The organism is Nonomuraea sp. NPDC049309 (assembly GCF_043196965.1).
Taxonomy (GTDB): Bacteria; Actinomycetota; Actinomycetes; order Streptosporangiales; family Streptosporangiaceae; genus Nonomuraea; species Nonomuraea fastidiosa.
The window spans coordinates 705,498-728,996 of record NZ_JBICSH010000005.1 but is presented as its reverse complement, the minus strand read 5'-3'; the positions used below and the strand labels follow the sequence as shown (position 1 = coordinate 728,996).

At 71.7% G+C, this 23,499-nt stretch carries 23 protein-coding genes; 17 read left to right on the top strand and 6 right to left on the bottom strand.

Annotated features, from left to right (window positions below):
• Positions 1-667: 667 nt before the first annotated feature.
• Positions 668-1,711: a hypothetical protein gene (locus ACGFIM_RS31680; RefSeq protein WP_393207732.1), complete on the top strand. Its 1,044-nt coding sequence runs from the start codon at positions 668-670 to the stop codon at positions 1,709-1,711.
• A 207-nt stretch (positions 1,712-1,918) separates the two neighbouring features.
• Here ACGFIM_RS31680 and ACGFIM_RS31675 read toward each other — a convergent pair whose 3' ends face one another.
• Positions 1,919-2,866 (bottom strand): MBL fold metallo-hydrolase, encoded by a 948-nt coding sequence (locus ACGFIM_RS31675; protein WP_393207729.1) that lies wholly within the window; start codon positions 2,864-2,866, stop codon positions 1,919-1,921.
• A gap of 109 nt (positions 2,867-2,975) precedes the next feature.
• Here ACGFIM_RS31675 and ACGFIM_RS31670 point away from each other — a divergent pair, with 109 nt between their 5' ends.
• Positions 2,976-3,374: a single-stranded DNA-binding protein gene (locus ACGFIM_RS31670; RefSeq protein WP_393207726.1), complete on the top strand. Its 399-nt coding sequence runs from the start codon at positions 2,976-2,978 to the stop codon at positions 3,372-3,374.
• 405 nt (positions 3,375-3,779) lie between these two features.
• Here ACGFIM_RS31670 and ACGFIM_RS31665 read toward each other — a convergent pair whose 3' ends face one another.
• A complete protein-coding gene (locus tag ACGFIM_RS31665) occupies positions 3,780-4,112 on the bottom strand; it encodes a hypothetical protein (RefSeq protein WP_393207723.1) in 333 nt (110 codons plus the stop codon).
• 661 nt (positions 4,113-4,773) lie between these two features.
• Positions 4,774-6,093: a DUF1015 family protein gene (locus ACGFIM_RS31660; RefSeq protein WP_393207720.1), complete on the bottom strand. Its 1,320-nt coding sequence runs from the start codon at positions 6,091-6,093 to the stop codon at positions 4,774-4,776.
• Between the two features lie 119 nt (positions 6,094-6,212).
• Here ACGFIM_RS31660 and ACGFIM_RS31655 point away from each other — a divergent pair, with 119 nt between their 5' ends.
• On the top strand, positions 6,213-6,635 hold the full coding sequence (locus tag ACGFIM_RS31655; RefSeq protein ID WP_393207717.1) for a tetratricopeptide repeat protein: 423 nt from the start codon (positions 6,213-6,215) through the stop codon (positions 6,633-6,635).
• 337 nt (positions 6,636-6,972) lie between these two features.
• Complete coding sequence (locus ACGFIM_RS31650; RefSeq protein WP_393207714.1) at positions 6,973-7,944, top strand: HAD-IIA family hydrolase; 972 nt, start codon at positions 6,973-6,975, stop codon at positions 7,942-7,944.
• Between the two features lie 217 nt (positions 7,945-8,161).
• On the opposite strand, the gene ACGFIM_RS31645 is transcribed toward ACGFIM_RS31650, so the two are convergent.
• Positions 8,162-8,509, bottom strand: coding sequence for an SCP2 sterol-binding domain-containing protein (locus ACGFIM_RS31645; RefSeq protein ID WP_393207711.1), 348 nt, complete (start codon positions 8,507-8,509; stop codon positions 8,162-8,164).
• 126 nt (positions 8,510-8,635) lie between these two features.
• Here ACGFIM_RS31645 and ACGFIM_RS31640 point away from each other — a divergent pair, with 126 nt between their 5' ends.
• The 13 genes from ACGFIM_RS31640 (at position 8,636) to ACGFIM_RS31580 (ending at position 21,904) form a co-directional block, all read left to right on the top strand.
• The gene (locus tag ACGFIM_RS31640) at positions 8,636-8,872 is read left to right on the top strand and encodes a hypothetical protein (RefSeq protein WP_393207708.1); all 237 of its coding nucleotides are present in this window, start codon (positions 8,636-8,638) and stop codon (positions 8,870-8,872) included.
• Positions 8,869-9,681, top strand: coding sequence for a TlyA family RNA methyltransferase (locus tag ACGFIM_RS31635; RefSeq protein ID WP_393207705.1), 813 nt, complete (start codon positions 8,869-8,871; stop codon positions 9,679-9,681). Before ACGFIM_RS31640 ends, ACGFIM_RS31635 begins: the two co-directional genes overlap by 4 nt.
• The gene (locus tag ACGFIM_RS31630; protein ID WP_393207702.1) at positions 9,678-10,577 is read left to right on the top strand and encodes an NAD kinase; all 900 of its coding nucleotides are present in this window, start codon (positions 9,678-9,680) and stop codon (positions 10,575-10,577) included. The genes ACGFIM_RS31635 and ACGFIM_RS31630 overlap by 4 nt, the downstream gene beginning before the upstream one ends.
• A 90-nt stretch (positions 10,578-10,667) precedes the next feature.
• Entirely contained in the window at positions 10,668-12,377 is a 1,710-nt protein-coding gene (recN, locus tag ACGFIM_RS31625; protein ID WP_393207699.1) for a DNA repair protein RecN, read from the top strand.
• A gap of 73 nt (positions 12,378-12,450) precedes the next feature.
• Positions 12,451-13,647 (top strand): putative cytokinetic ring protein SteA, encoded by a 1,197-nt coding sequence (steA, locus tag ACGFIM_RS31620; protein ID WP_393207696.1) that lies wholly within the window; start codon positions 12,451-12,453, stop codon positions 13,645-13,647.
• Complete coding sequence (locus tag ACGFIM_RS31615) at positions 13,644-14,624, top strand: copper transporter (protein WP_393207693.1); 981 nt, start codon at positions 13,644-13,646, stop codon at positions 14,622-14,624. The genes steA and ACGFIM_RS31615 overlap by 4 nt, the downstream gene beginning before the upstream one ends.
• A 1-nt stretch (position 14,625) precedes the next feature.
• Positions 14,626-15,486 carry a hypothetical protein gene (locus tag ACGFIM_RS31610; RefSeq protein ID WP_393207690.1) on the top strand — a complete coding sequence of 287 codons (861 nt, stop codon included), beginning with the start codon at positions 14,626-14,628 and terminating at the stop codon, positions 15,484-15,486.
• 79 nt (positions 15,487-15,565) lie between these two features.
• Positions 15,566-17,173, top strand: coding sequence for a murein biosynthesis integral membrane protein MurJ (murJ, locus tag ACGFIM_RS31605; protein ID WP_393207687.1), 1,608 nt, complete (start codon positions 15,566-15,568; stop codon positions 17,171-17,173).
• 72 nt (positions 17,174-17,245) lie between these two features.
• Positions 17,246-18,304, top strand: a complete 1,059-nt coding sequence (locus ACGFIM_RS31600) for a glycosyltransferase family 4 protein (RefSeq protein WP_393207684.1) — start codon at positions 17,246-17,248, stop codon at positions 18,302-18,304.
• Positions 18,305-18,997: 693 nt separating this feature from the next.
• A complete protein-coding gene (locus ACGFIM_RS31595) occupies positions 18,998-20,008 on the top strand; it encodes a TerC family protein (RefSeq protein ID WP_393207681.1) in 1,011 nt (336 codons plus the stop codon).
• Between the two features lie 138 nt (positions 20,009-20,146).
• Positions 20,147-20,758 carry a phosphatidylserine decarboxylase gene (locus ACGFIM_RS31590; RefSeq protein ID WP_364065861.1) on the top strand — a complete coding sequence of 204 codons (612 nt, stop codon included), beginning with the start codon at positions 20,147-20,149 and terminating at the stop codon, positions 20,756-20,758.
• Positions 20,745-21,584 (top strand): CDP-diacylglycerol--serine O-phosphatidyltransferase, encoded by an 840-nt coding sequence (gene pssA / locus ACGFIM_RS31585; RefSeq protein ID WP_393207678.1) that lies wholly within the window; start codon positions 20,745-20,747, stop codon positions 21,582-21,584. The genes ACGFIM_RS31590 and pssA overlap by 14 nt, the downstream gene beginning before the upstream one ends.
• Before the next feature lie 44 nt (positions 21,585-21,628).
• A complete protein-coding gene (locus tag ACGFIM_RS31580) occupies positions 21,629-21,904 on the top strand; it encodes a hypothetical protein (RefSeq protein WP_393207675.1) in 276 nt (91 codons plus the stop codon).
• 244 nt (positions 21,905-22,148) lie between these two features.
• On the opposite strand, the gene ACGFIM_RS31575 is transcribed toward ACGFIM_RS31580, so the two are convergent.
• Both ACGFIM_RS31575 and ACGFIM_RS31570 read right to left on the bottom strand, forming a co-directional pair.
• Entirely contained in the window at positions 22,149-22,805 is a 657-nt protein-coding gene (locus tag ACGFIM_RS31575) for an MBL fold metallo-hydrolase (RefSeq protein WP_393207672.1), read from the bottom strand.
• Between the two features lie 345 nt (positions 22,806-23,150).
• Positions 23,151-23,414, bottom strand: a complete 264-nt coding sequence (locus tag ACGFIM_RS31570; RefSeq protein ID WP_393207669.1) for a maleylpyruvate isomerase N-terminal domain-containing protein — start codon at positions 23,412-23,414, stop codon at positions 23,151-23,153.
• Between the last annotated feature and the right edge of the window lie 85 nt (positions 23,415-23,499).

The following is a 23,499-nucleotide window of genomic DNA, read 5'->3' as shown; positions in this document are numbered from 1 at the left end:
GCCGCGTCGTGACAGTGGTTACGGTGATCGGCGCGAGGGTGGTTACTCCTCGCGTCGTGAGGGCGGTTATCGCGATCGGGATGATCGCGGGCCGCGCCGTGACAGCGGCTATGGCGATCGGCGTGAGGGCGGCTACCGGGGTGACCGGGGTCCTCGGCGTGAGTGGGACGATCGCCGGTCGTACCGGGATCGGGATGATCGTGGGCCGCGTCGTGACAGTGGTTACGGTGATCGGCGCGAGGGTGGTTACTCCTCGCGTCGTGAGGGCGGTTATCGCGATCGGGATGATCGCGGGCCGCGTCGTGAGTACGGGTCGCGGGACGATCGTCCGCGGCGTGACGGCGGGTTCCGCGATGATCGGGGTCCGCGTCGTGAGTTCCGTGACGATCGTGGACCGCGCCGCGAGGGCGGTTACTCGTCGCGGCGTGACGGTGGCTACCGCGACGACCGCGGTCCCCGTCGTGACTGGGACGAGCGCCGTCCCTACCGCGATCGGGACGACAGGAGGCCGGCTCGCGAGGGCGGCCCGCGTGACAGGCGCGGCGAGTCCCGTCCGTTCTCCCGTGACGGCCGCCGCGACGACAGGGCCGCGGGCACCCGCGCCCGCTACGGCAGGAGCGACCGCGACGCCGCCCCCGAGGCGCCGCAGCGGGAGAAGCTGCCCGAGGTGGCGCCCGACATCACCGTCGACGAGCTCGACAAGGAGGTGCTGGAGGAGCTGCGTTCGCTCCCCGGCGACCTCGCCGACCTGGTCGGACGGCACCTCGTCGCGGCCGAGCGGGCTCTTGAGGAGGACGACCCCGACCGGGCGCACGAGCACACCAAGGTGGCGCGCAGGTTCGCGGCGCGCATCGGCGTCGTACGCGAGGCCGCCGGCATCGTCGCCTACCGTGCCGGGCACTACTCCGAGGCGCTGAGCGACCTGCGCGCGGCCAGGAGGCTGACGGGGTCGGAGGCGTACCTGCCGATCATGGCCGACTGCGAGCGCGGCCTCGGCCGTCCCGAGCGGGCCATCGACCTCATCCGTTCGCCTGAGGCCGAACGCCTCGACCGGGCCGGGCGCATCGAGCTGACCATCGTCGAGTCCGGCGCCCGCCGCGACCTGGGCCAGCACGACGCGGCCGTGATCACGCTGCAGCGCCTGCCCGAGCTGCGCGACCCGAAGCCGCGGCCGTGGTCGGCACGCCTCGCCTTCGCGTACGCGGACGCGCTGGCCGAGGCCGGGCACCGCGAGGCGGCGACCGACTGGTTCGGCCGGGCGATGGCGTTCGACGAGGACGGCGAGACGGACGCCGCCGAGCGGTACGCCGAGCTGACCGGAGCCGTCATCGAGGACGTCGAAGAGGACCTCGACTACGAGGACGACTTCGACGACGCCGGTGCCGCGCCCGCGGCGGACGATGAGCCGGACGACGAGGAGGCGCTCGCCGAGGCGGGTGACCTGCTGGGCGATGGGGACGACGTACCGGAGGACGCCGGGGACGTGACCCCCGAAGCGGTCGAGCCGGTCGAGGGGCCTGTGGACGGATCCTCGGGGAAGGCCGAGTCTGAGAAGGCTGAGTCTGAGAACGTGTCCGGTGCTGACGCTCGGGGTCAGGCCGAGGAGGCTCCCGGCATCACGCCGGCGTTCATCGAGCCGCACTTCGAGGACGTACGGGATGAACCGGACGAGCCTGGTGACGACAAGAAGGCCGGCAAGTCGGACGGCTGACGGCACGGCCGCCTGAACGGAAGCGGCGGGCACGCGGAACGCGCGTGCCCGCCGCCTGTTCGTTTTCGGTGTGAGGCGGCTGGGCGCTTCGGTGGCTATGAGCGAAGCGTTTTCGAGCGAGGCGCCGGCGCGCGTGCCCGTTGCTTGGTCGTCTCGACGTCCGGGGCTGGGCGTTTCGATCTTCGTGAACGGGCGCCGGCGCGCGGGTCACTGGGACGGGCGCTGGGCGTCCGGGGAGACGCGGTTCAGCCAGTGCAGGATGCCCGCGACGTTGGACTGGGCGCCGCTCAGCAGCTCCAGCTGCTCGGCTCGCTCGTCGCCGGACGCCGGCTGGGCGTAACGCTCCTTCGTGCGGTCCCTGACCATGGCGACGGCGTGATCGAGGTCCATGCCCTCGGCGTGGGCCTGCCGGGTCAGATCCACCCATACCCGGAGCTCTTCGGCGGACCGCTCAAGCGTCTCCTTGACCGCGTCGACCGGGCCGTAGTGGCTGAAGAGCAGGCGTTGCGGGTCGAGGGCCTCGAACAGCGCGATCGAGTTCAGCGCGGTCTGCAGGTCGAAGTCCGGCGGTGGGGTGGCGGGGCGCAGATCGCCCGTTTCGGGCAGGTAGACGCCGGCGGCGTCGCCGACGTACAGGTCGCCGGTGGCGGAGTCGACCAGGCCCACGTGGTGCTTGGCGTGGCCGGGTGAGTAGTGACTGCTCAGCGTGCGGCCGTTGCCTAGGTCGATGGCGCCGGTGTCGCCGAGGGCGACGATGCGTTCGGCCTCGGTCGGGGAGAGCTCGCCGAACAGCACGTCGAGCTTGTCGCCCCACACCATGCGGGCGCTGGTCATCAGGCGTGACGGATCGGCGAGGTGACGCGCGCCCTTCTCGTGTACGACGATCTGCGCGGACGGGAAGAACCTGGCGATGTCGCCCACCCCGCCGGCGTGGTCGAGGTGGATGTGGGTCACGACGACCGTGGCGAGCTCGTCGGGGCCGACGCCGAGCGAGGCGATCGCGTCGCGTACCACGGGGGCGGAGGTGGACGTACCCGTCTCCACCAGGCACGGGCGGTCGCTGAGGATCAGGTAGCCGGCCGTGATGCCGGAGTACCCGGCCATCTTGGTGTCGATCTCGTAGACGTCGCCGCCCAGTGCTTTGATGTTGTCCACAGGCACTCCCGATCGTCCGCCGTTGTCCCCAGAACGGCATTCGAGCCGATCCGGCGTCCTCCTCATCGTAGAGAGTGATCTCCACCAGAGCACCGATGGGAGGACGACCATGGACCGAAACGAAGTCTTGCTGGTGGGGAGACTGTCGGCGCCCGCCGAGGAGCACCCCTTGCCGAGCGGCGACACCGCGACGAAATGGCGCATCATCGTCCGCCGCCGTCACCGCCCGGGCGCGGCCCTGACCGACAGCATTCCGTGCGTCACGTTCGACCCGGAGACGGCCGCCGTGGTGCGCGCCCTCAAGCCTCGCGACTACATGGAGGTGACGGGGGAGTTCCGCTGCCGCGTCTTCGGGCCGACGGCGGCCAAGATCTGGCGGTACGAGGTGGAGGTGAGCAGCGTCAGACCGTGCGAGGTCGCACTGGTGGCTGCGGACGATGTGGGTTCGGAGGGGCAGGTGGCGGCTTTGGTGCCGAGACAGGTGCGGTATCTGGCGGCTGCGGGGTGACGGTGGTGGGGTGAGGGCGGCGGGATGGGGATGCGGGGCGGGCACGTCTTGGGGCGTCCGGCTCATCGTCGGCGGCTCGGCGCTTCGAGGATGACGAAGGGGCCTGTCGGCGGTGATGGCCGGCGAAGCCCCTTCGCTCCTGACCGGTCTCTTGGCGCAGCAGAAGGTCGTTGAGCCTGCCGGTGGTGATGGCCGGTGTGGCTCCTTCTGCTTTGTCCTGTCTCTTGTCCGCTCGTCGCCTCTGTCCGGTGCACTGCTGTGAGAGCTTGGCAGTGGGCTGCCGGTGGAGCTTGGCAGGGGTGGGGCGGCCGGGCGGTCTTCGCGCGCTTGTGGCGGGCTCCGATGCCGGGCCGAACCCCGGCCTGCGGTCGAAGGTCAGGGCCTGATGCGTGGCCCTGACCCCCTTTAGAGCGGCCCCTCGTCTCCTCCCCAGGTCATGCTTCGCTTGAGCAGCTCGTCGAGTTTGCAGTCGAGCAGGTACACGCCGATGCGGAGATCGTCGAGCTGCTGTTGCAGCTGGGCCTGGCCGGAGGTGAAGTACTCCCGTGTCTGCCAGCGGAGCCCCGTGATCTCCACGTTGAGGGCCTCCAGGTCGTCGGCCAGCCCTTGGGGGTACTGAGCGACGGCAGGAGCGCCGGCGGCGACCGGTGTCGCCGGCTCGTCCTCATCGGAGGACAAGCCGGACTCGAGCGCCTGGAGGCGCTGCTTGAGGTTGGTGATCTCTTCTTCGAGGTCCATCCGACCTACCTCGGTGGCAATTGTGCTGTGGCCAGGCCTTATGCCGAGCCAAATGAACTGCGGCCTATGGTGACAGGACTCGGAGGTGAGCGTGACCACGGTTCGGAGCCGCGGTGTGATTTCTTCTCCCGGCAGGGCGCTCCAGGTCGGGTGGAAAAGGCGGGATGAAACGTGACCTGACCTCACTTGCCGGTAGAAGAATTTCTCCTGGCCGCGAGATTGTGCATGCACGTCGGCGGTCCGTGATTCGGCTCATCCTCGCTCGCGGCGGATTCGCCCCTCCGGCTTGCTCCGGATCCGTTCCCTAGTTTCGGGTCCGGCCGTGGTCGGTCTGCTCCTGGCTCGGGTGCGCACTCAGCGCGTGTCCCCGGTCATCGTTCGTTTTCGCCTGCGCGCGCACTGGGCGGTCATGGTCTTGGCGCCGGCTCGGGCGGGTCCGGGGTGCGGCTAGGTGGCGGTCAGGAGTCTTGCTGTGGCTCTTCGGGCCCGAACTGAAGAGCTCTTCGGGCCCGGACTCAAGCCTTTCGGGCCCGACCTCTGCGACTGTCCGGGCGGGTGAGGGGGCCTGAATCGGTCTGGGGCGGTTCACGAGCCGTTCTGTCCGTACGCGTTCAGGAACCGACTGGGCGGGACGGAGTCCGTGTGGTGAACCGACCCGCGGTCAGTCGATGGCGAAGGTGCGCAGGACGAGGCCGGTGCGGGGCTTGGGGCCGAAGGAGGTGGATTTGCGGGGGACGCGTTCGCCGGCCGCGGCGACGGCCAGGACGTCATCGACGGCGAGCGGCTTCAGCAGGACGGCGGTGCCGCCGGTGCGGGCGGCCAGGTCGGCGGCGGCCTGTGCGTCGTGGTGGACGATGCGTACGGCCTGGTCGCTGTCCTGCATGCCCCACACCACGGGGAGGATGAACTCCGTGAGGATGGAGGTGTTGAGCGCGTTCCAGCGGTCGGAGCGGTCGGCGGGCATGGCGCGGGCCAGCTGTACGGGGTCGGGGCCGGTGAGCAGGTGGGCGCTGTGGCCGTCGGCCAGCAGGAAGGCGGGCTCGGGGGCGTCCTGGAGCGCGGCGAGACCGGCGGCGAGGTCGGCGTAGTCCTGGACCCGCCAGGCGCCCTTGGCCTTGGCGACGGCCTCGGCGAGCGGCAGGCCGGGGATGACGCGGTGGATGGCCTTGAGGTCGGGCGGGTACGTGGCCGAGTCCACGAGCAGGGCGAGGCCGAAGTCCCAGGGGCCGGAGGCGGGCGCGTCGCGGGCGGCGCGCTCCTGGCGCTGCAGGACGCGGTAGGTCGCGTACCGGTGGTGGCCGTCCGCGATGAGGGCCTGGCGGGGGTGGAGGTCGGCGTTGACGGCGGCGATCTCGGACTCGTCGGTGACCGCCCAGAGGCGGTGGGTGAGTCCGTCCTCGGTGCGCGCCGTGACCAGCGGGTCGCGGGTGGCGGCCACCTCGTCGACCAGCCGGGTGGCGGCGCCGCCGTCGCCGTCGTACAGCAGGAAGATCGGCTCCAGGTTGGCCTGGGTGGTGCTCATGAGGGCCAGGCGGTCGGCGATCGGGCCGGGCAGGACGTCCTCGTGCGGGAGGATGACGCGCCGGCCCGGGTCGGCGAGCGCGACGTCGCCGATGAGGCCGCGCTGCAGGACGCCGGGGCCGCTCTGCTCGTAGACGTAGAGGGCGGGCACCTCGTCGGGGACCAGGACGCCGGAGTCGAGCCAGGCCCGCAACGTCTCCCTGGCCTCGGTGTACCGGCCGGGTGACGGCTGTTCCGCGGCGAGGCTCGTGGTGCCAGAGGAGTCACCAGAAGGCGTACAGGGAAGGATAAGACGGACGACGTTGTTCGGGTGAGCGTCAAGGAGGACCTCGACGTCGGCGTCGGAGATGAGGTCGTACGGCGGGGAGGTCACCTTGGCGGGATCTTCGACAGCGAAACGCACGCCGCGGAAGGGCCGTAGCACCAGTCCATCTGGTATCGGCAGTTCAGGAATCCCCATACCGGGCATGCTGCCATAAATGCCCGTTCCTTCTGAAAACCGGCCCATGGTTGCAGTCGTTCCCGCACCGCGGCAGGCGTGGCGGGGTCACCCGTACAGCGATGAAGGAGTTCTCACCCATGGCTCACGAGGGAAACGTCCATGACCAGAATTCGGGAGCTCCCAGAGGTGGTGTTTACGACTGGTACCAGCGCGGGGTCAAGCTGCTGAACGACGGCAGCCCGGCGGCCGCCGCGGCCCTTCTCGAACGGGCCGCCGCCGCGCAGCCGGACTCGCGCAGCATTCTGGAGGCGCTGGCGCGGGCCCAGTTCAACTCCCGCCACTATGCCGAGGCCGCCGAGAGTTTCCGGCAGATCGTGAACGCCAATCCGACCGAGGACTACGCGTATTTCGGACTGGGACTGTCGTTGTGGCGTACCGGGGACGTGGAAGGGGCTCAGGAACCGCTGGCCATCGCGGTGGCCATGCGTCCCGATGACCGTAATTACGTGTCGGCGTTGCGGAGTGTGCGCGCGACGTTGAAGGCGCGCAAAGAGATGTGAGCCTGCCTGTCCGTCCGCCGGTGCGCCCGTCGCCGGCCCGTCCCTCAACGTCCCGCCGGCAGCGGTTGACTCCCCCCGAGAGCGATCTCCGGGGGAGGGCGGTCTCCCTGGGAGCAGGTACGAGGGGGTGGTCTCCCCAGACGGGTACGACGGGGGCGCTCCCCCTGAGAGACAGGCGGTCTCGTCGAGGACGGGCGTTCTCCCCGAGTGCGGGCGGTCTCCCGCATGCGGGTTCCGGGGCGGCCGGCTCTCCCGAGGCGGGCGGCCTCCTCACGGGCCGGTACGGGGGCGGCGCTAGAGTCGCACGCGGCGTGACAGGCGAACGGGAAGAGGCACTGTGCTGATCGACGCTTTCGACACCCTGCTGCTCGACCTCGACGGCGTGGTCTATCTGGGCAGGCAGGCGATCCCCGGTGCCCCCGAGTCGCTGGAGGAGGCCAGGCGGCGCGGGGCCCGGCTGGCGTACGTCACCAACAACGCCTCCCGCACCCCCGCCGCGATCGCCGCGCACCTGCGCGGGCTGGGTGCGCCCGCCACCGCCGACGACGTCGTGACCTCGGCCCAGGCCGCCGCGCGGGTGGTCGCCGAGCGGGTGCCGCCGGGGTCGAAGGTGCTGGTGGTCGGCGGGTCAGGGCTGCGGCTCGCGGTACGCGATCGCGGGCTCAGGCCCGTCTCGACGGCCGCCGAGTCGCCCGCGGCGGTGGTGCAGGGGTTCGCGTACGAGCTGTCGTACGGGCTGCTCGCGGAAGGGGCGCTGGCGGTGCGGCAGGGGGCGCTGTTCGTGGCCTCCAACGGCGACACCACGATGCCGAGCCCGCGCGGCGAGCTGCCCGGCAACGGCTCCCTGGTACGGGTGATCGCCACGGCCGCCGGCGTCGAGCCGATCTACGCGGGCAAGCCCGACCCGCCGCTGCACCGGGAGTCGATGATCAGGACGAACGCGCGCCGCCCGCTGGTCGTGGGCGACCGGCTCGACACCGACATCGAGGGGGCCACGAACGCGGGGGTCGAGAGCCTGCTCGTGCTCACCGGGGTCACGACGCCGGCCGACGTGCTGACGGCCGAGCCGCGCCACCGTCCCACGTACGTGGGCGAGGACCTGCGGACGCTGCTCCAGCCCTACCCCGAGGTGCGCGACGGCGCCTGCGGCGGCTGGCGGGCCCGGTGGCAGGACGGCGCTCTGCGGCTCGAAGGCGAGGGGAGCAGGATCGACGGGCTGAGGGCCGCCTGCGACGTCGCCTGGGCGGTGGCCGGGGAGGGGCGCCTGGAGGAGGACGCCGTCAAACCCGCACTCGACCGGCTCACCTGACGGGGGCCTTCCGCCGGTTCGCGCGGCGCGGAAGGGGGTCTTCCGCCGGTTCGCGCTGCGCCTAGGAGAGCCTTCCGTCGGTTCGCGCCGCGCGAAGGAGGGGCCTCCGCTGGTTCGGGCGGCGCGGAAGAGCGGTGCGAAGGAGAGCTCTCCGCGGGGTTCGGGCGGCGTGTGAAAGGCGGGCGCGCGGCGCTATCGGCGGCCCGGCGAGGGATGCTCAGAGCAGGCGGCGCAGCCGCAGCAGGTCGCCGAAGCTCGCGTCCACCTTCACCCGGCCGCCGAGCAGCGCCCGCGCCAGGTCGAGCTCCCCGTTGACCAGCGCCACCAGGTCGTCGCTGACGATCGTCAGCCTGACGTCGGCGGGTGTGCCGCCGGCGGGCGGCGTCTCGACGAACGGGTCGAGCCCCTCGTGGTGCAGCCGCCCGTAGAACGTGACGTCGAGGTCGGACACCCGGCAGCTGACCGTGCGCTCGACCACGTGCTTGGCACGGTCGGCCTCGTCGATCTCGTCGAACTGGGTGACGAGCTTGGCCAGTGCCGCCCGGCACTCCTCGACGCTTGCCATGATGCGTATCCTTTCATCCCTTTGCGGACGGTAGCGTTCCACATCAGTAGCACCCTCGTATGGGCTTCAACGTCTGACACGCCTGCCAAGGTCCCGGCCGCTCGCGGGAGGCGTTACGGTCGAGTCATGAGTGAGCTGCCGGAGCAGAGCGGCGACGCGCGCGTCGACGCCATCGTGGCGGGTCTGGGCAGGCTGGGCGAGCTGCCCGTGAGCGAGCACGTCGCGGTCTTCGAGGAGGCGTTCTCCGGTCTGGAGAGCGCGCTCGCCGCCGTGGACGGACAGGCCGTGAGCGAGCAGGCCGTGGACGGGCGGATCACGGGCAGGCCCGCGGTCCCCGCACCGCCCGCCGTGGGACGCCCGTGAGCCGCAGGGTCCGCCTCGACAGCGAGCTGGTCCGCCGCGGCATGGCCAGATCGCGTGAGCAGGCCGTCCAGCTGATCGAGGCGGGACGGGTGAGCGTCGCAGGCCAGCGGGCGCGCAAGCCCGCCACACAGGTCGACACCGCCGCCGCCATCGTCGTCGCCGAGTCGGACGACGGTCCCGACTACGTTTCGCGCGGAGCGCACAAGCTGCTCGGCGCGCTCGACACGTTCACCTCGCTGAAGGTGGCGGGCCGCCGCTGCCTGGACGCGGGCGCCTCCACCGGCGGGTTCACCGACGTGCTGCTGCGGCGCGGCGCCGCCCACGTGGTGGCGGTCGACGTCGGTTACGGCCAGCTCGCCTGGTCGCTGCGCAACGACGAGCGGGTGACGGTCATGGAGCGGGTGAACGTCCGCGACCTCACCCCCGAGATGGTCGGCGAGCCGCCCACGCTGGTGGTCGGAGACCTGTCGTTCATCTCGCTGCGGCTGGTGCTGCCCGCGCTCGCCGCCGTCGCCGCCCCCGCGGCCGACTTCGTGCTGCTGGTGAAGCCGCAGTTCGAGGTGGGCAAGGAGCGCGTGGGGGCCGGCGGCGTCGTACGCGATCCCGAGCTGCGCGCCGAGTCGGTGCGCGGCGCCGCCGCCAAGGCGAAGGAGCTGGGGCTGAGCGTGCGCGGCGTGACCTTCAGCCCGCTGCCGGGACCGTCGGGCAACGTCGAGTACCTGCTGTGGCTCGGCAAGGGGGAGGGCGAGCCGGAGGTCGCCGACCTCGACGCCGAGATCCGGCGTGCCGTCGCGGAAGGGCCGCAATGAACCGCACTGTGCTGGTCGCCGTCCACACCGGGCGCGAGGCCGCCGTCGAGAGCGCCCGGCTGGTCATCAAACGGCTGGTCGACGCCGGCATCACCGTCAAGGTGCTCGACACCGAGGCCGACGAGCTGGGCTGCCACGGCATAGAAGCGGTGCACGGCGACCCGGGCGCCGCGGAGGACGCCGAGGTGATGATCGTGCTGGGCGGCGACGGGTCGCTGCTGCGCGCCGCCGAGCTGGCCAAGCCCGCCGGCACGCCGCTGCTCGGCGTCAACCTCGGCCACGTCGGGTTCCTCGCCGAGGCCGAGGTGGCCGACCTGGCCTCGGCCGTCGACGCCGTCGTGGCCGGCCGCTACGACGTCGAGGAGCGGATGACGGTCGACGTGATCGCCCGGCAGAACGGCCGGCTGATCGCCGACACCTGGGCGCTCAACGAGGTCACCGTCGAAAAGCAGGAGCGCATGCTGGAGGTGGTCGCCGAGATCGACGGCCGCCCCCTGTCGCGGTGGGGCTGCGACGGCGTGATCTGCGCCACCCCGACGGGCTCGACCGCCTACGCGTTCTCCGCCGGAGGGCCGGTCGTCTGGCCCGAGGTCGAGGCGCTGCTCATGGTGCCCATCAGTGCCCACGCGCTGTTCGCCAAGCCGCTGGTCGTCTCGCCGCGCTCCACGCTGGCCGTGGAGATCCTGCCCGACACCCCGGGCGGCGTCATGTGGTGTGACGGACGCCGCAAGTTCGAGGTGCCGTCCGGCACCCGGGTCGAGGTGCGCAGGGGCGCCGAGCCCGTGCGGCTGGCCCGGCTGCACGGGGTGGAGAGCACCGGCGCGCCCTTCACCGATCGGCTGGTCGCCAAGTTCGAGCTGCCCGTCCAGGGGTGGCGCGGAAGGGCTCGACCCTGAGTGAATGGAGTGCGGAGCGCGTAGGATCGCGTGGTCAGCACGATCGACCGCGACAGCGGCGTCAGACACGGCAGTGAACGGGAGTGGGCAGTGCGACCGAGGGTCGAGGAGGTCCGCATCCAGGGGCTCGGCGTCATCGACGAGGCCGTGCTCGAGCTTTCGCCTGGCTTCAACGTGGTCACCGGCGAGACCGGCGCGGGCAAGACGATGGTCGTGACCGGGCTCGGGCTGCTGTTCGGCGGCCGGGCGGACCCGGCGCGGGTGCGGCCGGGGGCCGACCGCGCGACTGTCGAAGGCACGTTGGTCATCGAGCCGGGCGGGCGCGTCGCGCGGCAGGTGGAGGACATCGGCGGCCAGGTCGAGGACGGCGAGCTGATCATTTCGCGTACGGTCTCCGCCGAGGGCAGGTCCAGGGCCTGGCTGGGCGGGCGCACGGTGCCCGTGGGCACGCTGACGTATCTGGCCGACGACCTGGTGGCGGTGCACGGGCAGATGGACCAGCAACGGCTGCTGCAGCCGGCCAGGCAGCGCGCCGCGCTCGACCGCTACGCGGGCGACGAGCTGGTCAAGCCGATGCGCGAGTACGCGCAGACGTACAAGCGGCACAAGCAGGTGGCCGCGCAGCTCGAGGAGCTGACGACCAAGGCGCGCGAGCGGGCGCAGGAGGCCGACCTGCTGCGCTTCGGGCTGGAAGAGATCGAGAAGGTCGATCCGAAGCCGGGCGAGGACGAGGAGCTGCGCGAGGAGGAGGAACGGCTCTCCCACGCCGACGCGCTGCGCAGCGCCGCCACGACCGCCCACACCGCGCTGCTCGGCGACCCGATGGAGGCCGCGAGCGGCCCGCGCGACGTGATCGGGCTGCTGGGCGAGGCGCGGGCGGCGGTGGAGGCCGTACGCGACTTCGACCCCAGGCTCGCCGGGGTGGCCGACCGGCTGGCCGAGGCCGGATACCTCATCTCCGACGTGGCCACCGACCTCGCCGCGTACGCCGAGTCGGTCGAGGCCGATCCGGCGCGGCTGGCGGCGGTGCAGGAGCGGCGCTCCGTCCTGTCCGGACTGATCAGGAAATACGGCGAGGACAGCGCGGCGGTGCTGGCCTGGGCGCAGCAGGCCGCCGCCCGCCTGGCCGAGCTGGAGGGCGACGACGAGCGCATCGACGAGCTGACCCGCGAGTACGACGAGCTGACCGAGCGGCTCACCGAGCTGGCCGACCGGCTCACCGAGGTGCGCAAGGCGGCCGCCGAGCGGTTCGGCAAGGCGGTCACGGAAGAGCTGACCGCGCTCGCCATGCCGCACGCCAGGGTCGTGGTCGAGGTGACGCAGAGCGCCGAGTTCGGCCCCGAGGGCCGCGACGAGGTGGAGCTGCGCATGGCCGCCCACCCGGCCGCCCCGCCGCTGCCGCTCACCAAGGGCGCATCCGGCGGCGAGCTGAGCCGCGTCATGCTGGCCATCGAAGTGGTGTTCGCGGGCGCCGACCCGGTCCCGACGTTCGTCTTCGACGAGGTCGACGCGGGGGTCGGCGGCAAGGCCGCGGTCGAGATCGGCCGCCGGCTGGCCCGCCTCGCCCGCACCGCGCAGGTCATCGTGGTGACGCACCTGCCGCAGGTCGCCGCCTTCGCCGACCAGCACCTGGTGGTCGAGAAGTCGAGCGACGGCAGCATCGTGCGCAGCGGCGTGGTGGCGCTCGACCACGAGGGCCGCGTCCGCGAGCTGTCCCGCATGCTCGCCGGCATGGAAGACTCGGAGCTGGGCAGAGCTCACGCCGAGGAGCTGCTCAGCCTGGCCGCGGCGGACAGGTGATGCTGGGTGACATAGCGGACACGCCGCGTCATGCGTGGCCTCCGCGGTGTTTCCCTCTGGCAGGATGGTCTTGATGAAGGTTCCGGGAAGCAAGAGGCCGGGCCTCCGCGGCAGGAAGGTCGGTGACCTTCCCGGTATAACGGCAGTGGCGAGGATCGACCGGCGCACCAAGAGGCTGACGAAACGCCTCCAGCCCGGTGAAATCGCGATCATCGACCACGTCGACGTCGACCGGGTCAGCGCGGAGGCGCTTGTCGCGTGCGGTGCCTCCGCCGTGGTCAACGTCGCGAGCGGCATCAGCGGCCGCTATCCCAACCTGGGGCCGCAGATCCTGCTCGAGGCCGGTGTGCCGTTCATCGACAACGCCAGCCCCGAGCTGTTCGAACGGGTCAAGGACGGCGACGTCGTCCGCGTCTGCGACGGCGTCATATACCTCGACGACGACGTGGTCGGCAAGGGCGTCGAGCAGACGCTCGAGTCCGTCGAGTCGGCCATGGCCGAGGCCCGCGCCGGGCTGGCCGTGCAGATCGAGGCGTTCGCCGTCAACACCATGGAATACGTGCGCGGCGAGGGCAGGCTGCTCATCGACGGCGTCGGGGTGCCCGAGATCCGCACGCCCATGGAGGGCCGCCACGTCCTCATCGTGGTGCGCGGCTACCACTACAAGGAGGACATCGCCACCCTCCGCCCCTATATCCGCGAATACCGTCCCGTCCTCGTCGGCGTCGACGGCGGCGCCGACGCGCTGCTGGAGGCGGGCTACCTGCCCGACGTGATCGTCGGCGACTTCGACTCGGTCTCGACCAAGGCCCTGACCTGCGGCGCGGAGCTGGTCGTCCACGCCTACCGCGACGGCCGGGCCCCCGGCCTGGAGCGCGTGCACCAGCTCGGCAGGGAAGCGGTGATCTTCCCCGCCACCGGCACCAGCGAGGACATCGCGATGCTGCTGGCCGACGACAAGGGCGCCGAGCTGATCGTCGCCGTCGGCACCCACGGCACGCTGGAGGAGTTCCTCGACAAGGGCCGCGCGGGCATGGCCAGCACGTTCCTCACCCGCCTTATCATCGGGAGCAAGCTCATCGACGCCAAAGGCGTCAGCCGGCTCTACCGCAGCCGCATCACCACTTCACAACTGCTCCTGCTGGTGATCACCGCGTTGATCACCATGGGAGTCGCGCTCTTCATGTCGCCACTCGGCCAGACCTGGCTGAACGGCCTGCAAGACGTCTGGAACGCGTTCATCTTCTGGCTGGTCGGACTCTTCTCGTGATCGATTTTCGCTACCACCTCGTCTCCATCGTCGCGATCTTCCTGGCGCTCGCGGTGGGCATCGTGCTGGGCACGACGCTGCTGCAGGAGCCCGCGGTCAAGTCCGCCCAGGAGCTCACCGCGCAGCTCACCAAGACGAAGGAGGAGCTGCGCGCCCAGATCGACACGCTGCAGGGCCGTGAGGCCGGCAACGACGCCTTCATCACCGCCGTGACGCCCGAGCTGGTCGCCGGCGACCTGGCCGGCCAGCGCGTGCTGCTCATCGAGACGCCGGGCTCCAGCACCGCCTGGCGCGAGGCCGCACAGCAGGTGCTCGGCCAGGCAGGCGCCGAGATCTCCGGCCGCATCGCGTTCACGGAGAAGTTCCTCGACCCCAAGGGCACCGGCGTGCTCGACGGCCTGGTCAACCAGCTCAAGCCGGTCAACATGGTCTTCCCCGCCACCGCCACCGCCTGGGACAGGGCCGCCGCGCTGCTGGCCGCCGCGCTGGTCACCAATGACCCCGCCCAGGCCGGCACGCCCAACACCGCCACCGCCGACGTCGTCGGCGCGTTCGAGGCGGGCGGGCTGCTCACCGTCGACGGCGACCCGGGCAAGCGGGCCACGCTCGCCGTCATGTTCGCGCCGGAGCGGCCGTACGAGGGGGAGAACGCCGAGACGCAGGCGAGCGCGCTGGTGTCCGTCGCCAACGGCTTCGACGCCGCGGGCAAGGGCGCGGTGGTGGCCGGCACCGTCGCCACCACGGTCACGCCGGGCGACGTCATCACGGCCCTGCGGGACGAGAGCGAGATCTCCAAGCGGGTGAGCGGCGTCGACACGGCCGACATGCCGCTCGGCCGGGTCGCGATCGTCTACTCTCTGCAGGAACAGCTGTCCGGGCGGGCCGGCCAGTACGGCAACGGCAAGGGGGCATCGGGCCCCATCCCGGCCGACGCGCCGGCCCCCACCCCATCCCCCACCACCGAATCAGGGAGCTGACATGCCCAGCCGGGCCCGTGGCCTGCTCAGCGCGCTGGCCGGCGCCGCCATCGGCGCCGTGGCCGCGCGCGTCGCCTACACCGCCTTCACCCGTAACCGGCCCGCCGACCTGACCGGCCGCTGGACCAGGAAGAACCACCGCGGCGAGCCCATCACGCTGCTCGAGGGCCCCGCGTTCGTGGCCGGTGCCGGCGCCGCCGCCGCGCTCACGCCCGGCCTCACCCCGCGCCAGCGCGCCGCCGCGCTGCTCGCGGGCGGCGGCAGCGGGGTGCTCGGCGCGTACGACGACCTCTACGGCACCACCGCCTCCAAGGGCTTCAAGGGTCACCTGAGCGCGCTGGCCCGCGGCGAGGTCACCAGCGGCGCGGTCAAGATCCTCGGCATCGGCGCGACCGGGCTCGGCGCCGCCGCGCTGGTGTCCCGCGGCCCGGTCGACACGCTGGTCAACGGCGCGGCCATCGCCGGCTCGGCCAACCTCGCCAACCTCTTCGACCTGCGCCCGGGCCGCGCCATCAAGGCCGGCCTGCTGACCGGCGGCCCGCTGCTGGCCGCCGCGCTCTTCCGCGACCAGCCCGCCGCGGGTGCGCTGGCCGCCGTGCCGCTGGGCGCCGCCGCCGCGCTGCTGCCCGACGACCTCGGCGAGCGCGCCATGCTCGGCGACGCGGGCGCCAACGCCCTCGGTGCGCTGCTCGGCCTCGCCGCCGTCACCAAGCTCGGCAGGCCCGGCCGGTACGCCCTGCTCGGCACCGTCGTCGCGCTCACGGCCGCCGCGGAGAAGGTCAGCTTCACCAAGGTCATCGCCGGCAACCCGGTGCTCAACCGCATCGACATGCTCGGCCGCCGCCCCGTCGATCCCGCCTGAGGTCCCTGAAGACGCGATTGTCGGTCCGGCCTGCCAGGATGTCTGCGTACGGTTCTGCTGCGCGTTCGGGGGAGGCCGGGTGGGTCTGGTGACGGCGAGGGGCATCGCGGGCGGTGCGGTGCTCATCGGGGCGATCACCGTGCTGGCGCGCGTCACCGGGTTCGCCAAGCAGTACGCCTTCGCCCAGACCGTCGGCACCAACTGCCTGGCCACCGCCTACATGACGGCCAACCAGATCCCCAACATCGTCTTCGAGGTGGTCGTCGGCGGCGCGCTCGCGGGCATGGTGGTGCCCGTGCTCGCCGGGGTGCCGCGCGAGCGGGCCGGCCGCATCGCCTCGGCGCTGCTGACCTGGGTGCTGGTGGTGCTCGTCCCGATCGCGGTGCTCATCGCGCTGCTCGCCGGGCCGGTCATCGGGCTGTTCCTGGGCGGCGACGTCGACGGCTGCACCGACCACCTGGCCGCGCTCGGCGAGGTCGCCACCCGCATGCTCGTCGTCTTCGCCCCGCAGATCCCGCTGTACGGCGTGGCCGTGGTGCTCTACGGCGTGCTCCAGGCCCATGACCGCTTCGCCGGGCCCGCCGTCGCGCCGCTGGTGTCGAGCATCGTCGTCATCGTCGCGTACCTGTTGTTCGTGCCGCTCGGCGGCGGGCACCGCGACGTCGAAGGGCTGCCGATGGCGGGCGAGCTGGCGCTGTCGGCCGGCACCAGCCTCGGCGTGCTGTCGCTGGTGCTGACCGTCATCGGGCCCGTCGGGCGGCTGGGGCTGCGGTGGCGGCCCACGTTACGGTTCCCCGCCGGGGTGGCCGGGCGGGTGCGCAGGCTCGCGCTGGCCGGCATCGCCGGGCTGCTCGCCCAGCAGGCGGCCATGACCGTGGCGCTGCTGCTGGCCAACAAGGTCGTCGGCGGCGGGGCCATCGCGGCGTACAACTACGCGTGGGCGATCTACCTGGTGCCGTACGCGGTGCTCGCCGTGCCCATCGCCACCAGCGCGTTCCCCCGGCTGTCGGCGCAGTCCGGCGAGCCGGAGGAGTTCGCGGCGCTGGCCGCCCGCACCACCAGGGCCGTCGTGCTGGTCTCCGGCCTCGCGGCCGGCGTGCTCGCGGCGGCGTCCGGGCCCGGCGCGGTCGTGTTCCTCGCCGACAAGAGCGACGTGCCCGCGGGCGAGCTGGCCGCCGCCATCGCGCTGTTCGCGCCCGGCCTCATCGGCTACGGGCTCATCGCCCACCTCAGCCGCGTCCTCTACGCCGCGGGCCAGGGCCGCGCGGTCGCCACCGGCACCGTCGCGGGATGGCTCGTGGTCATGGTGGCCCAGACCGTGCTGGTGCTCGTGCTGCCCGCCGAGTGGGGCATCGCGGCGATGGCGCTCGGCATGAGCATCGGCATGAGCGTGGGCGGCGGGCTGCTGCTGGCGTTCGTGGTCCGCGCCAGAGGCGGTGCGGCGGCGGCCGGGCTGCCCCGCGCGCTGGGGGCGGCGGTCGCCGGGGGAGCGGCCGGGTACCTGGCCGGGGCCGCGGCCGTCGGCCTGCTGGGAGCCGAGTCCCTGTGGGCGAACGCGGTGGCCGCCGTGCTCGGGGCGGTGGTGGCGCTGGCGGCCGGGGTGGCGGTCGTCGCCGTGATCGACCGGCCGGACGCCGCCTCGGTGGCCGGGATGCTGCGGCGCCGCGGGTCCGGCGCGGGCGTGTGAGCGGGAGGTCCGGCGGGCGTTCTGAGCGGAAGCCTGGTGCGGGCTGGTGTGAGTGATAGGGAGGAGCTTGTCGTGCGGGTGGCTTTCGTGCTGGGCACCACGTCCGGTGGCACGGGCCGGCACGTCCTGATGCTGGTGGAGGGGCTCGTACGGCGGGGGCACCAGGTGCTGGTGATCGGGCCGCGCAGCGTCGAGGAGCAGTTCTCCTTCGGGGCCGCCGGCGCCCGCTTCGCCGAGGTGGCGGTCTCCGACCGGCCGCATCCGCGGAACGACCTGCGCGCCGTGCTCGCCGTCCGGCGGCTGACCAGGGGCGCCGACGTCGTCCACGCTCACGGCCTGCGCGCCGGGGCCCTCGCCGGGCTGTCCGGCGGGCCGGGGCGGCTCATCGTGACGTTGCACAACGCGCTGACCGCCGGAGGCTTCGTGGGGCTGGTCTACGGCGTGCTGGAGCGGATCGTCGCGCGGCGGGCCGGGGTGGTGCTGGTGGTCTCGCCCGACCTCGGCGAGCGCATGACCCGGCTGGGCGCCCGTGACGTACGGCCGGCGCTGGTGTCCGCGCCCGCGCCCGCCCCGGCCAAGCGGACCGCACAGGAGATCCGGGACGAGCTGGGCGCGGGCGAGCGCCCCATCCTCCTCACCGTCGCCCGGCTGGCCCAGCAGAAAGGGCTGGAGACGCTGCTCGACGTCGCGGCGGGGCCGTGGGAGGGCGAGCCGCTGTTCGTGGTGGCCGGCGAGGGACCGTTGCGCGGAGAACTACAGCGCCGCATCGACGCCGAGGACCTGCCCGTACGGCTGCTGGGCAACCGCGACGACGTGCCCGACCTGATGCGCGCCGCCACGGCCCTCGTGATGCCGAGCCGCTGGGAAGGGCAGCCGCTCACGCTCCGGGAAGCGCTCATGACCGGCACGCCCGCCATCGCCTCGGAGGTCGGCGGCATCCCCGAGATCCTGGGCGAGGCGGGGATCCTGGTGCCGTACGGAGACGTGGCCGGATTCCGCGCCGCCGTGCGGCGGCTGCTCGCCTCGCCGGAGGAGGCGCGGACGCTGGCCGAGGCGGCGCGGAGGCGCGGGGACGAGATGCCGGGCGCGGACGACGTGGTGGAGAGCGCCCTCGCGGTCTATGGGCGGTGAGCGGGGGACTGCTCGTGGGTTCGCTCGCGCTGGAGCCTGCGTGGTGTGGGTTCGCTCGCGCTGGGGCCTGCGCCGTGGATTGACTGGCCCTGAGCTCGGCCCGCCCGCCGCTTCGCGCTGATTGCCGCTTTCGCTCCGCCCGGTGCTGCCGCTCGCCGCTCCGCCGGGTCGCGGCCGGGCTCGCGCCCACGAATGCGCTGGGGCTGTGGCTCGGCCCGCGTCGTGCCCGGCCTGGGCGAGCCATGGGGCTAGCACGCCAGCGGAGCGGGAACGGACCGGCGGAACGCCCAGGCGGAGCAGTTCCGCCGGTCCGCCCCGCTTCTCCCATGTCTCATGGGTTCCGTTCGTGTTCCGCCTGCTGTGCGTGCCTGAGCGCGCATAGCGGCGTGGTGAGGGTCACATGGGCGGAAGATGTGGCTCTCCGTAAAAGGGTCATCACTCTTGAGGGAGTGGCGGTGCCGTTCGATGCCGGGTTTGGTGGAGGTGGGGTTGAAGAGATGCGCTGGTGAGCGGGCGGGGTGGGAACCGGGGCGGAGGAGGATTAGGTGCGGTCGAGGCGTTCTCGTATACTGCGTGGGTTAGGGAGGGGAGTATCCCTTCGCGACAGCCTCGTCATCACGGTGCAGCCCCACTCCACGGGGCCCCCGGGGCTGCCGGTCCGCAGGCGAACGCGGGCGGGAGAGACCTCCGGCAATGAAGCGTGCATGCCGGAGGGTCTTTGTGACTGAACCTTTGTGGGCTTGGATCGCCGTGATCGGTGGTCTGCTGCTCGTCCTCGCCGTTGACCTGTGGATCGTCGATCGTGGTGAGGCCCGCGAATTCAGCATGCGCCAGGCCGGCTACTGGGTCACGTTCTACGTCATCCTCGCCGTGCTGTTCGGGGTGCTGCTGTGGCAGACCTCCGGCCCGGATCGCGCAGGTGAGTTCTTCGCCGGTTACATCACCGAGTACAGCCTCAGCGTCGACAACCTGTTCATCTTCTTCATCATCATGAGCCGGTTCGCGGTGCCGAGGGTGTACCAGCACAAGGTGCTGCTCGTCGGCATCCTGCTCGCGCTCGTGATGCGCGGCGTGTTCATCGCGCTCGGCGCCGCCGCGCTCGAGCGGTTCAGCTGGCTGTTCTACGTGTTCGGCGCGTTCCTCCTCTACACGGCGGTCAACATCGTCCGCCAGCACCTCAAGGGCGAGGAAGAGGAGTTCAACGAGAACATCCTGCTGCGCTGGGTGCGCCGGGCCTTCCCCACCACCGAGGGTTACGTCGGCTCCAGGATCACCGCGAAGATCGACGGCAAGCGCATGGTCACCCCCATGCTCATCGTCATGGTCGCCATCGGCACCACCGACCTGCTGTTCGCGCTCGACTCGATTCCGGCGATCTTCGGGCTCACCCAGGACGCCTTCATCGTCTTCACCGCCAACGCGTTCGCCCTGATGGGGCTGCGTCAGCTCTACTTCCTCCTGGGCGGTCTGCTGCAGCGGCTCGTCTACATCAGCTACGGTTTGGCGTTCATCCTGGGGTTCATCGGGGTTAAGCTCGTATTGGAGGCGTTGCATTCCAGCGATGTCTCCTGGGCGCCCGAAATTCCCATCTGGGTGTCGCTCTCGGTCATCGGCACCACCATGGTCATCACCACCGTGGCCAGCCTGATCAAAGCCCGAATCGACGCGCGAAAGGGCAAGGAGTCGCACCCGGAGCAGGTCTAGCGCGTGGGGCTTCGAGGCGCTTTGCTCATGTAGTTATGCCGTGTAATAGTTGCTAGTTCTGTAACATCACGGCAAAGCGCCCAGTCCAGTCACCACCAAAGGTTGTACGTGTCAGACGATTCTGCTAAGCCGGGCCGTATGAGGCTCGCGCGCGGGGTCTCCCCGTGGCTCCTCCCGACGGCCGCTACGGCGGCCGCCACCGCTCTGCTGACGCTCCGAGACCGGCGATGGGCGCTCGCGGCGGTGCCGCTGAGCGCGCTCACCGGAGGCATGCTCTGGTTCTTCCGCGACCCGGACCGTACGATCGGCGAGGGCCGCATCCTGTCGCCCGCCGACGGCGTGGTGCAGAGCATCGACCCGTGGCCCGACGGCCGCACCAGAGTGGCGATCTTCATGAACCCGCTGAACGTGCACGTCAATCGTGCCCCTCTTGCGGGAAAAGTCACCTCCGTGCAGCATGTGGCAGGTGGGTTCCTGCCGGCGTTCAATAAGGACAGCGACCAGAACGAGCGCGTGGTGTGGCATTTCGAGACCGCGCTGGGCGACATCGAGATGGTGCAGATCGCGGGCGCCGTTGCGCGCAGGATCGTGCCGTATCTGAGCGCCGGTGCGACCGTCGAGCAGGGCGAGCGGATCGGGCTGATCAGGTTGGGGTCCCGGGTCGACATCTATCTTCCCGAAGGGATATCTCCCGCGGTGTCCGTGGGCGACAAGACGGTTGCGGGGGTGACCAGAATTGACCACGGCTGACGCCGGTAGCTGGCGAGCTGAAGAGGAAGAACCCCGCGGACCCGTCGGCAAGGCGTTCCGCCTGTCCGCCGCCGATTCCTTGTCGCTGGGCAACGCCGTCTGCGGTTTTCTCGCGGTCTGCGTGCTGGCCTACTCCGCCATCCAGCAGCTCCAGGTCGACGGCGGCCGGTTCACGCCCGCCCCGAGCTACTTCGCCACCGCCATCGTGCTGCTGCTCATCGGCGCCACCTGCGACCTGTTCGACGGGCTCGTGGCGCGCCGCTTCCGCGCCTCCGCCATGGGGGCCGAGCTGGACAACCTCGCCGACGTCATCAGCTTCGGCTTCGCGCCCGCCTTCATGGTCGTCATCTGGGGCATCGGCGTGCCGCAGTCGGTGCCGTTCACGGCCGTGCTGGCCGCGGCGGCGGCGGTGCTGGTCGCCGGCGTGGTACGCCTGGCGAGGTTCGCCTGCGTCAAGACCAAGAGCGGCGACTTCATGGGGCTGCCCATCCCGATGGGCGCCATGACCGTGATCTCCATCGTGCTGCTGTTCCAGCCCAGCATCTGGTCGCTGCTGGCCGTGCTCGGGGTGGCCTGGCTGATGGTCAGTCGCATCGAGTACCCCAAGCCGAAGGGGCAGCTCGCCGCGGTGGTCCTCGGCTGGATCATGGTGAACGTCGCGTTCCTGACGTTCTGGGTGGCCTGGCCCGAGGGCGGCGACCTGCCCATCAAGATCGGGGCCACCATGCAGATCGCGCTCGTCGCGGCGATCCCGCTGCGGGTGCTGTTCTACAAGCGCGAGCAGCGCAAGGAAGCCGCTCGTCTCGGCCGTTCCGGTCTTGAATGACCCACTGACGGGATTTTTCGTCTTATTTCGGCTTTGATGGAGCCATGTCGGCTGCGCCGCGCGAGCACACGCGTACGTACTACCTCGGCAAGCTGGCCACGGAGCTGGAACAACGCGGGCTGACGGCCGTGCTGCGGCCGGACCCGCCCGCGTTGCGCGTCACCCACCCCGACGCGCCGCTGATGGCCGAGACCGTGGACTGCGCGGCGCTGCCGGACGGCTGGTGCTTCCGCTGGTCGTGGGGCGAGCTCGTCGGGCTCGCCGGCGATCCCGCCCTGGCGGCCGAGCGCATCGCGCATGTGCTGGCCGCCCGCCGCTGACCTCCCGGGTGCGCGGGCCGGCCGCTGACCCGCTGAAGAGCCTGACCTCTCCGACCTCGGTCCGCTGCCGGCCCCGGCGAAGACCTCAGGTCCGCTGCCGGCCTCGATGAAGACCCCGGGTCCGCGGCGCTCTCGATGAAAACCTCGGGCGCTGCCGGTACCTCGAGCCCGCCGCCGGTACCTCGAGCCCGCCGCCGGCCTCGACGAAAGCCCGGGGCCGCCGCGGATCCCCCGGAGCCGGGTGCTACCAGCCCCTCGCCTTCCACTCCGGCAGCGCGGGACGCTCGGCGCCGAGCGTGGTGTCCTTGCCGTGGCCCGGGTAGACCCACGTCTCGTCGGGCAGGCGGTCGAAGATGCGCTCGACCACGTCGGTGAAGAGCTGGTTGAAGCGCTCGGGGTCCTTCTGGGTGTTGCCCACGCCGCCGGGGAACAGCGAGTCGCCGGTGAACAGGTGGTAGCCGTCGTCGCCGCCGTCGTACAGCAGGGCGATCGAGCCGGGCGTGTGGCCGCGCAGGTGGATGACCTCCAGCGTGATCTCGCCGAACGTGATGGTGTCGCCGTGCTCGACCGTGCGGTCGGCGGGGACGGGCAGCGCGGGCGCGTCGAGCGGATGGGCGATCACCTGCGCGCCGGTCACCTTCGTCACCTGCTCGAGCGCCTGCCAGTGGTCGCCGTGCTGGTGGGTGGTGACGATCGCGGTGACGGGCTTGTCGGCCATGAGGGCGAGCAGCCGGTCGGGCTCGGCCGCCGCGTCGATGAGCAGCGCCTGGCCGGTCGCGTTGCAGCGCAGCAGGTAGGCGTTGTTGTCGAACGGGCCTACCGCGAGCTTGGAGATCGTGAGCGCGGACAGTTCGCGGACGTCGGCGGGTCCGCCGACCTGGACGTCACCGGTGTAGGTCATGGGTAGTCCTCTGGGGGCGTCGTGGGCAGATCAGCGGGGGCCGGCATCGTGAGCCACGGCGGCGGATCGGGAAGACCCGCACCTTCGTGACCGCAAGTGAACGGCCGCCCCATGGGCACCAGACTAACCCCCTCGCCACCGGACCTCCCGGTGAGCCAGGCCAGCATGTCGCGCGGCGTGCCGCGGACCGCGGGGCCGTCGCCGAGCACGTGCACGGCCTCTGTCCCGCCGGGTCCGGTGAGCTCGATGCGGCCCACGGCGCGGTGATCCGGCGGCCAGGTGGCCAGGCGGTCGTGCAGTTCTCGGCGTACGAAGGAGGCCGGCCGGCGGGGGTGTGGCCGGCGTTCAGATCCACGTGGTGAAAGCCGACCTCGCGCAACCGGCGTACCAGGAGATACCAGGCGGGGTGCGTACGCCGGTGCGCGCCCAGGTCAGCAGGTTGAGGCAGGATCCGGCGTTCTGGGCGACGTGGGCGAGCACGTGGCCTCTGGTCCAGCCGGGCAGCAGCGACGGGGCGGCGAGGTCGGCGTCCGAAAGCGACGCGGCCGTGGCCAGCAGCCGGTCCGTGGCCGCGGTCAGCTCGGCCTGCAGCGCGGGCAGGATGGTCATGGTGGATATTTGAGCATCCGGGGCGACTCGGCCCGCGGGGGCATAAAACCCCAGGTCAGCCAGTTGGATGTGCAAGGGGTCCTCC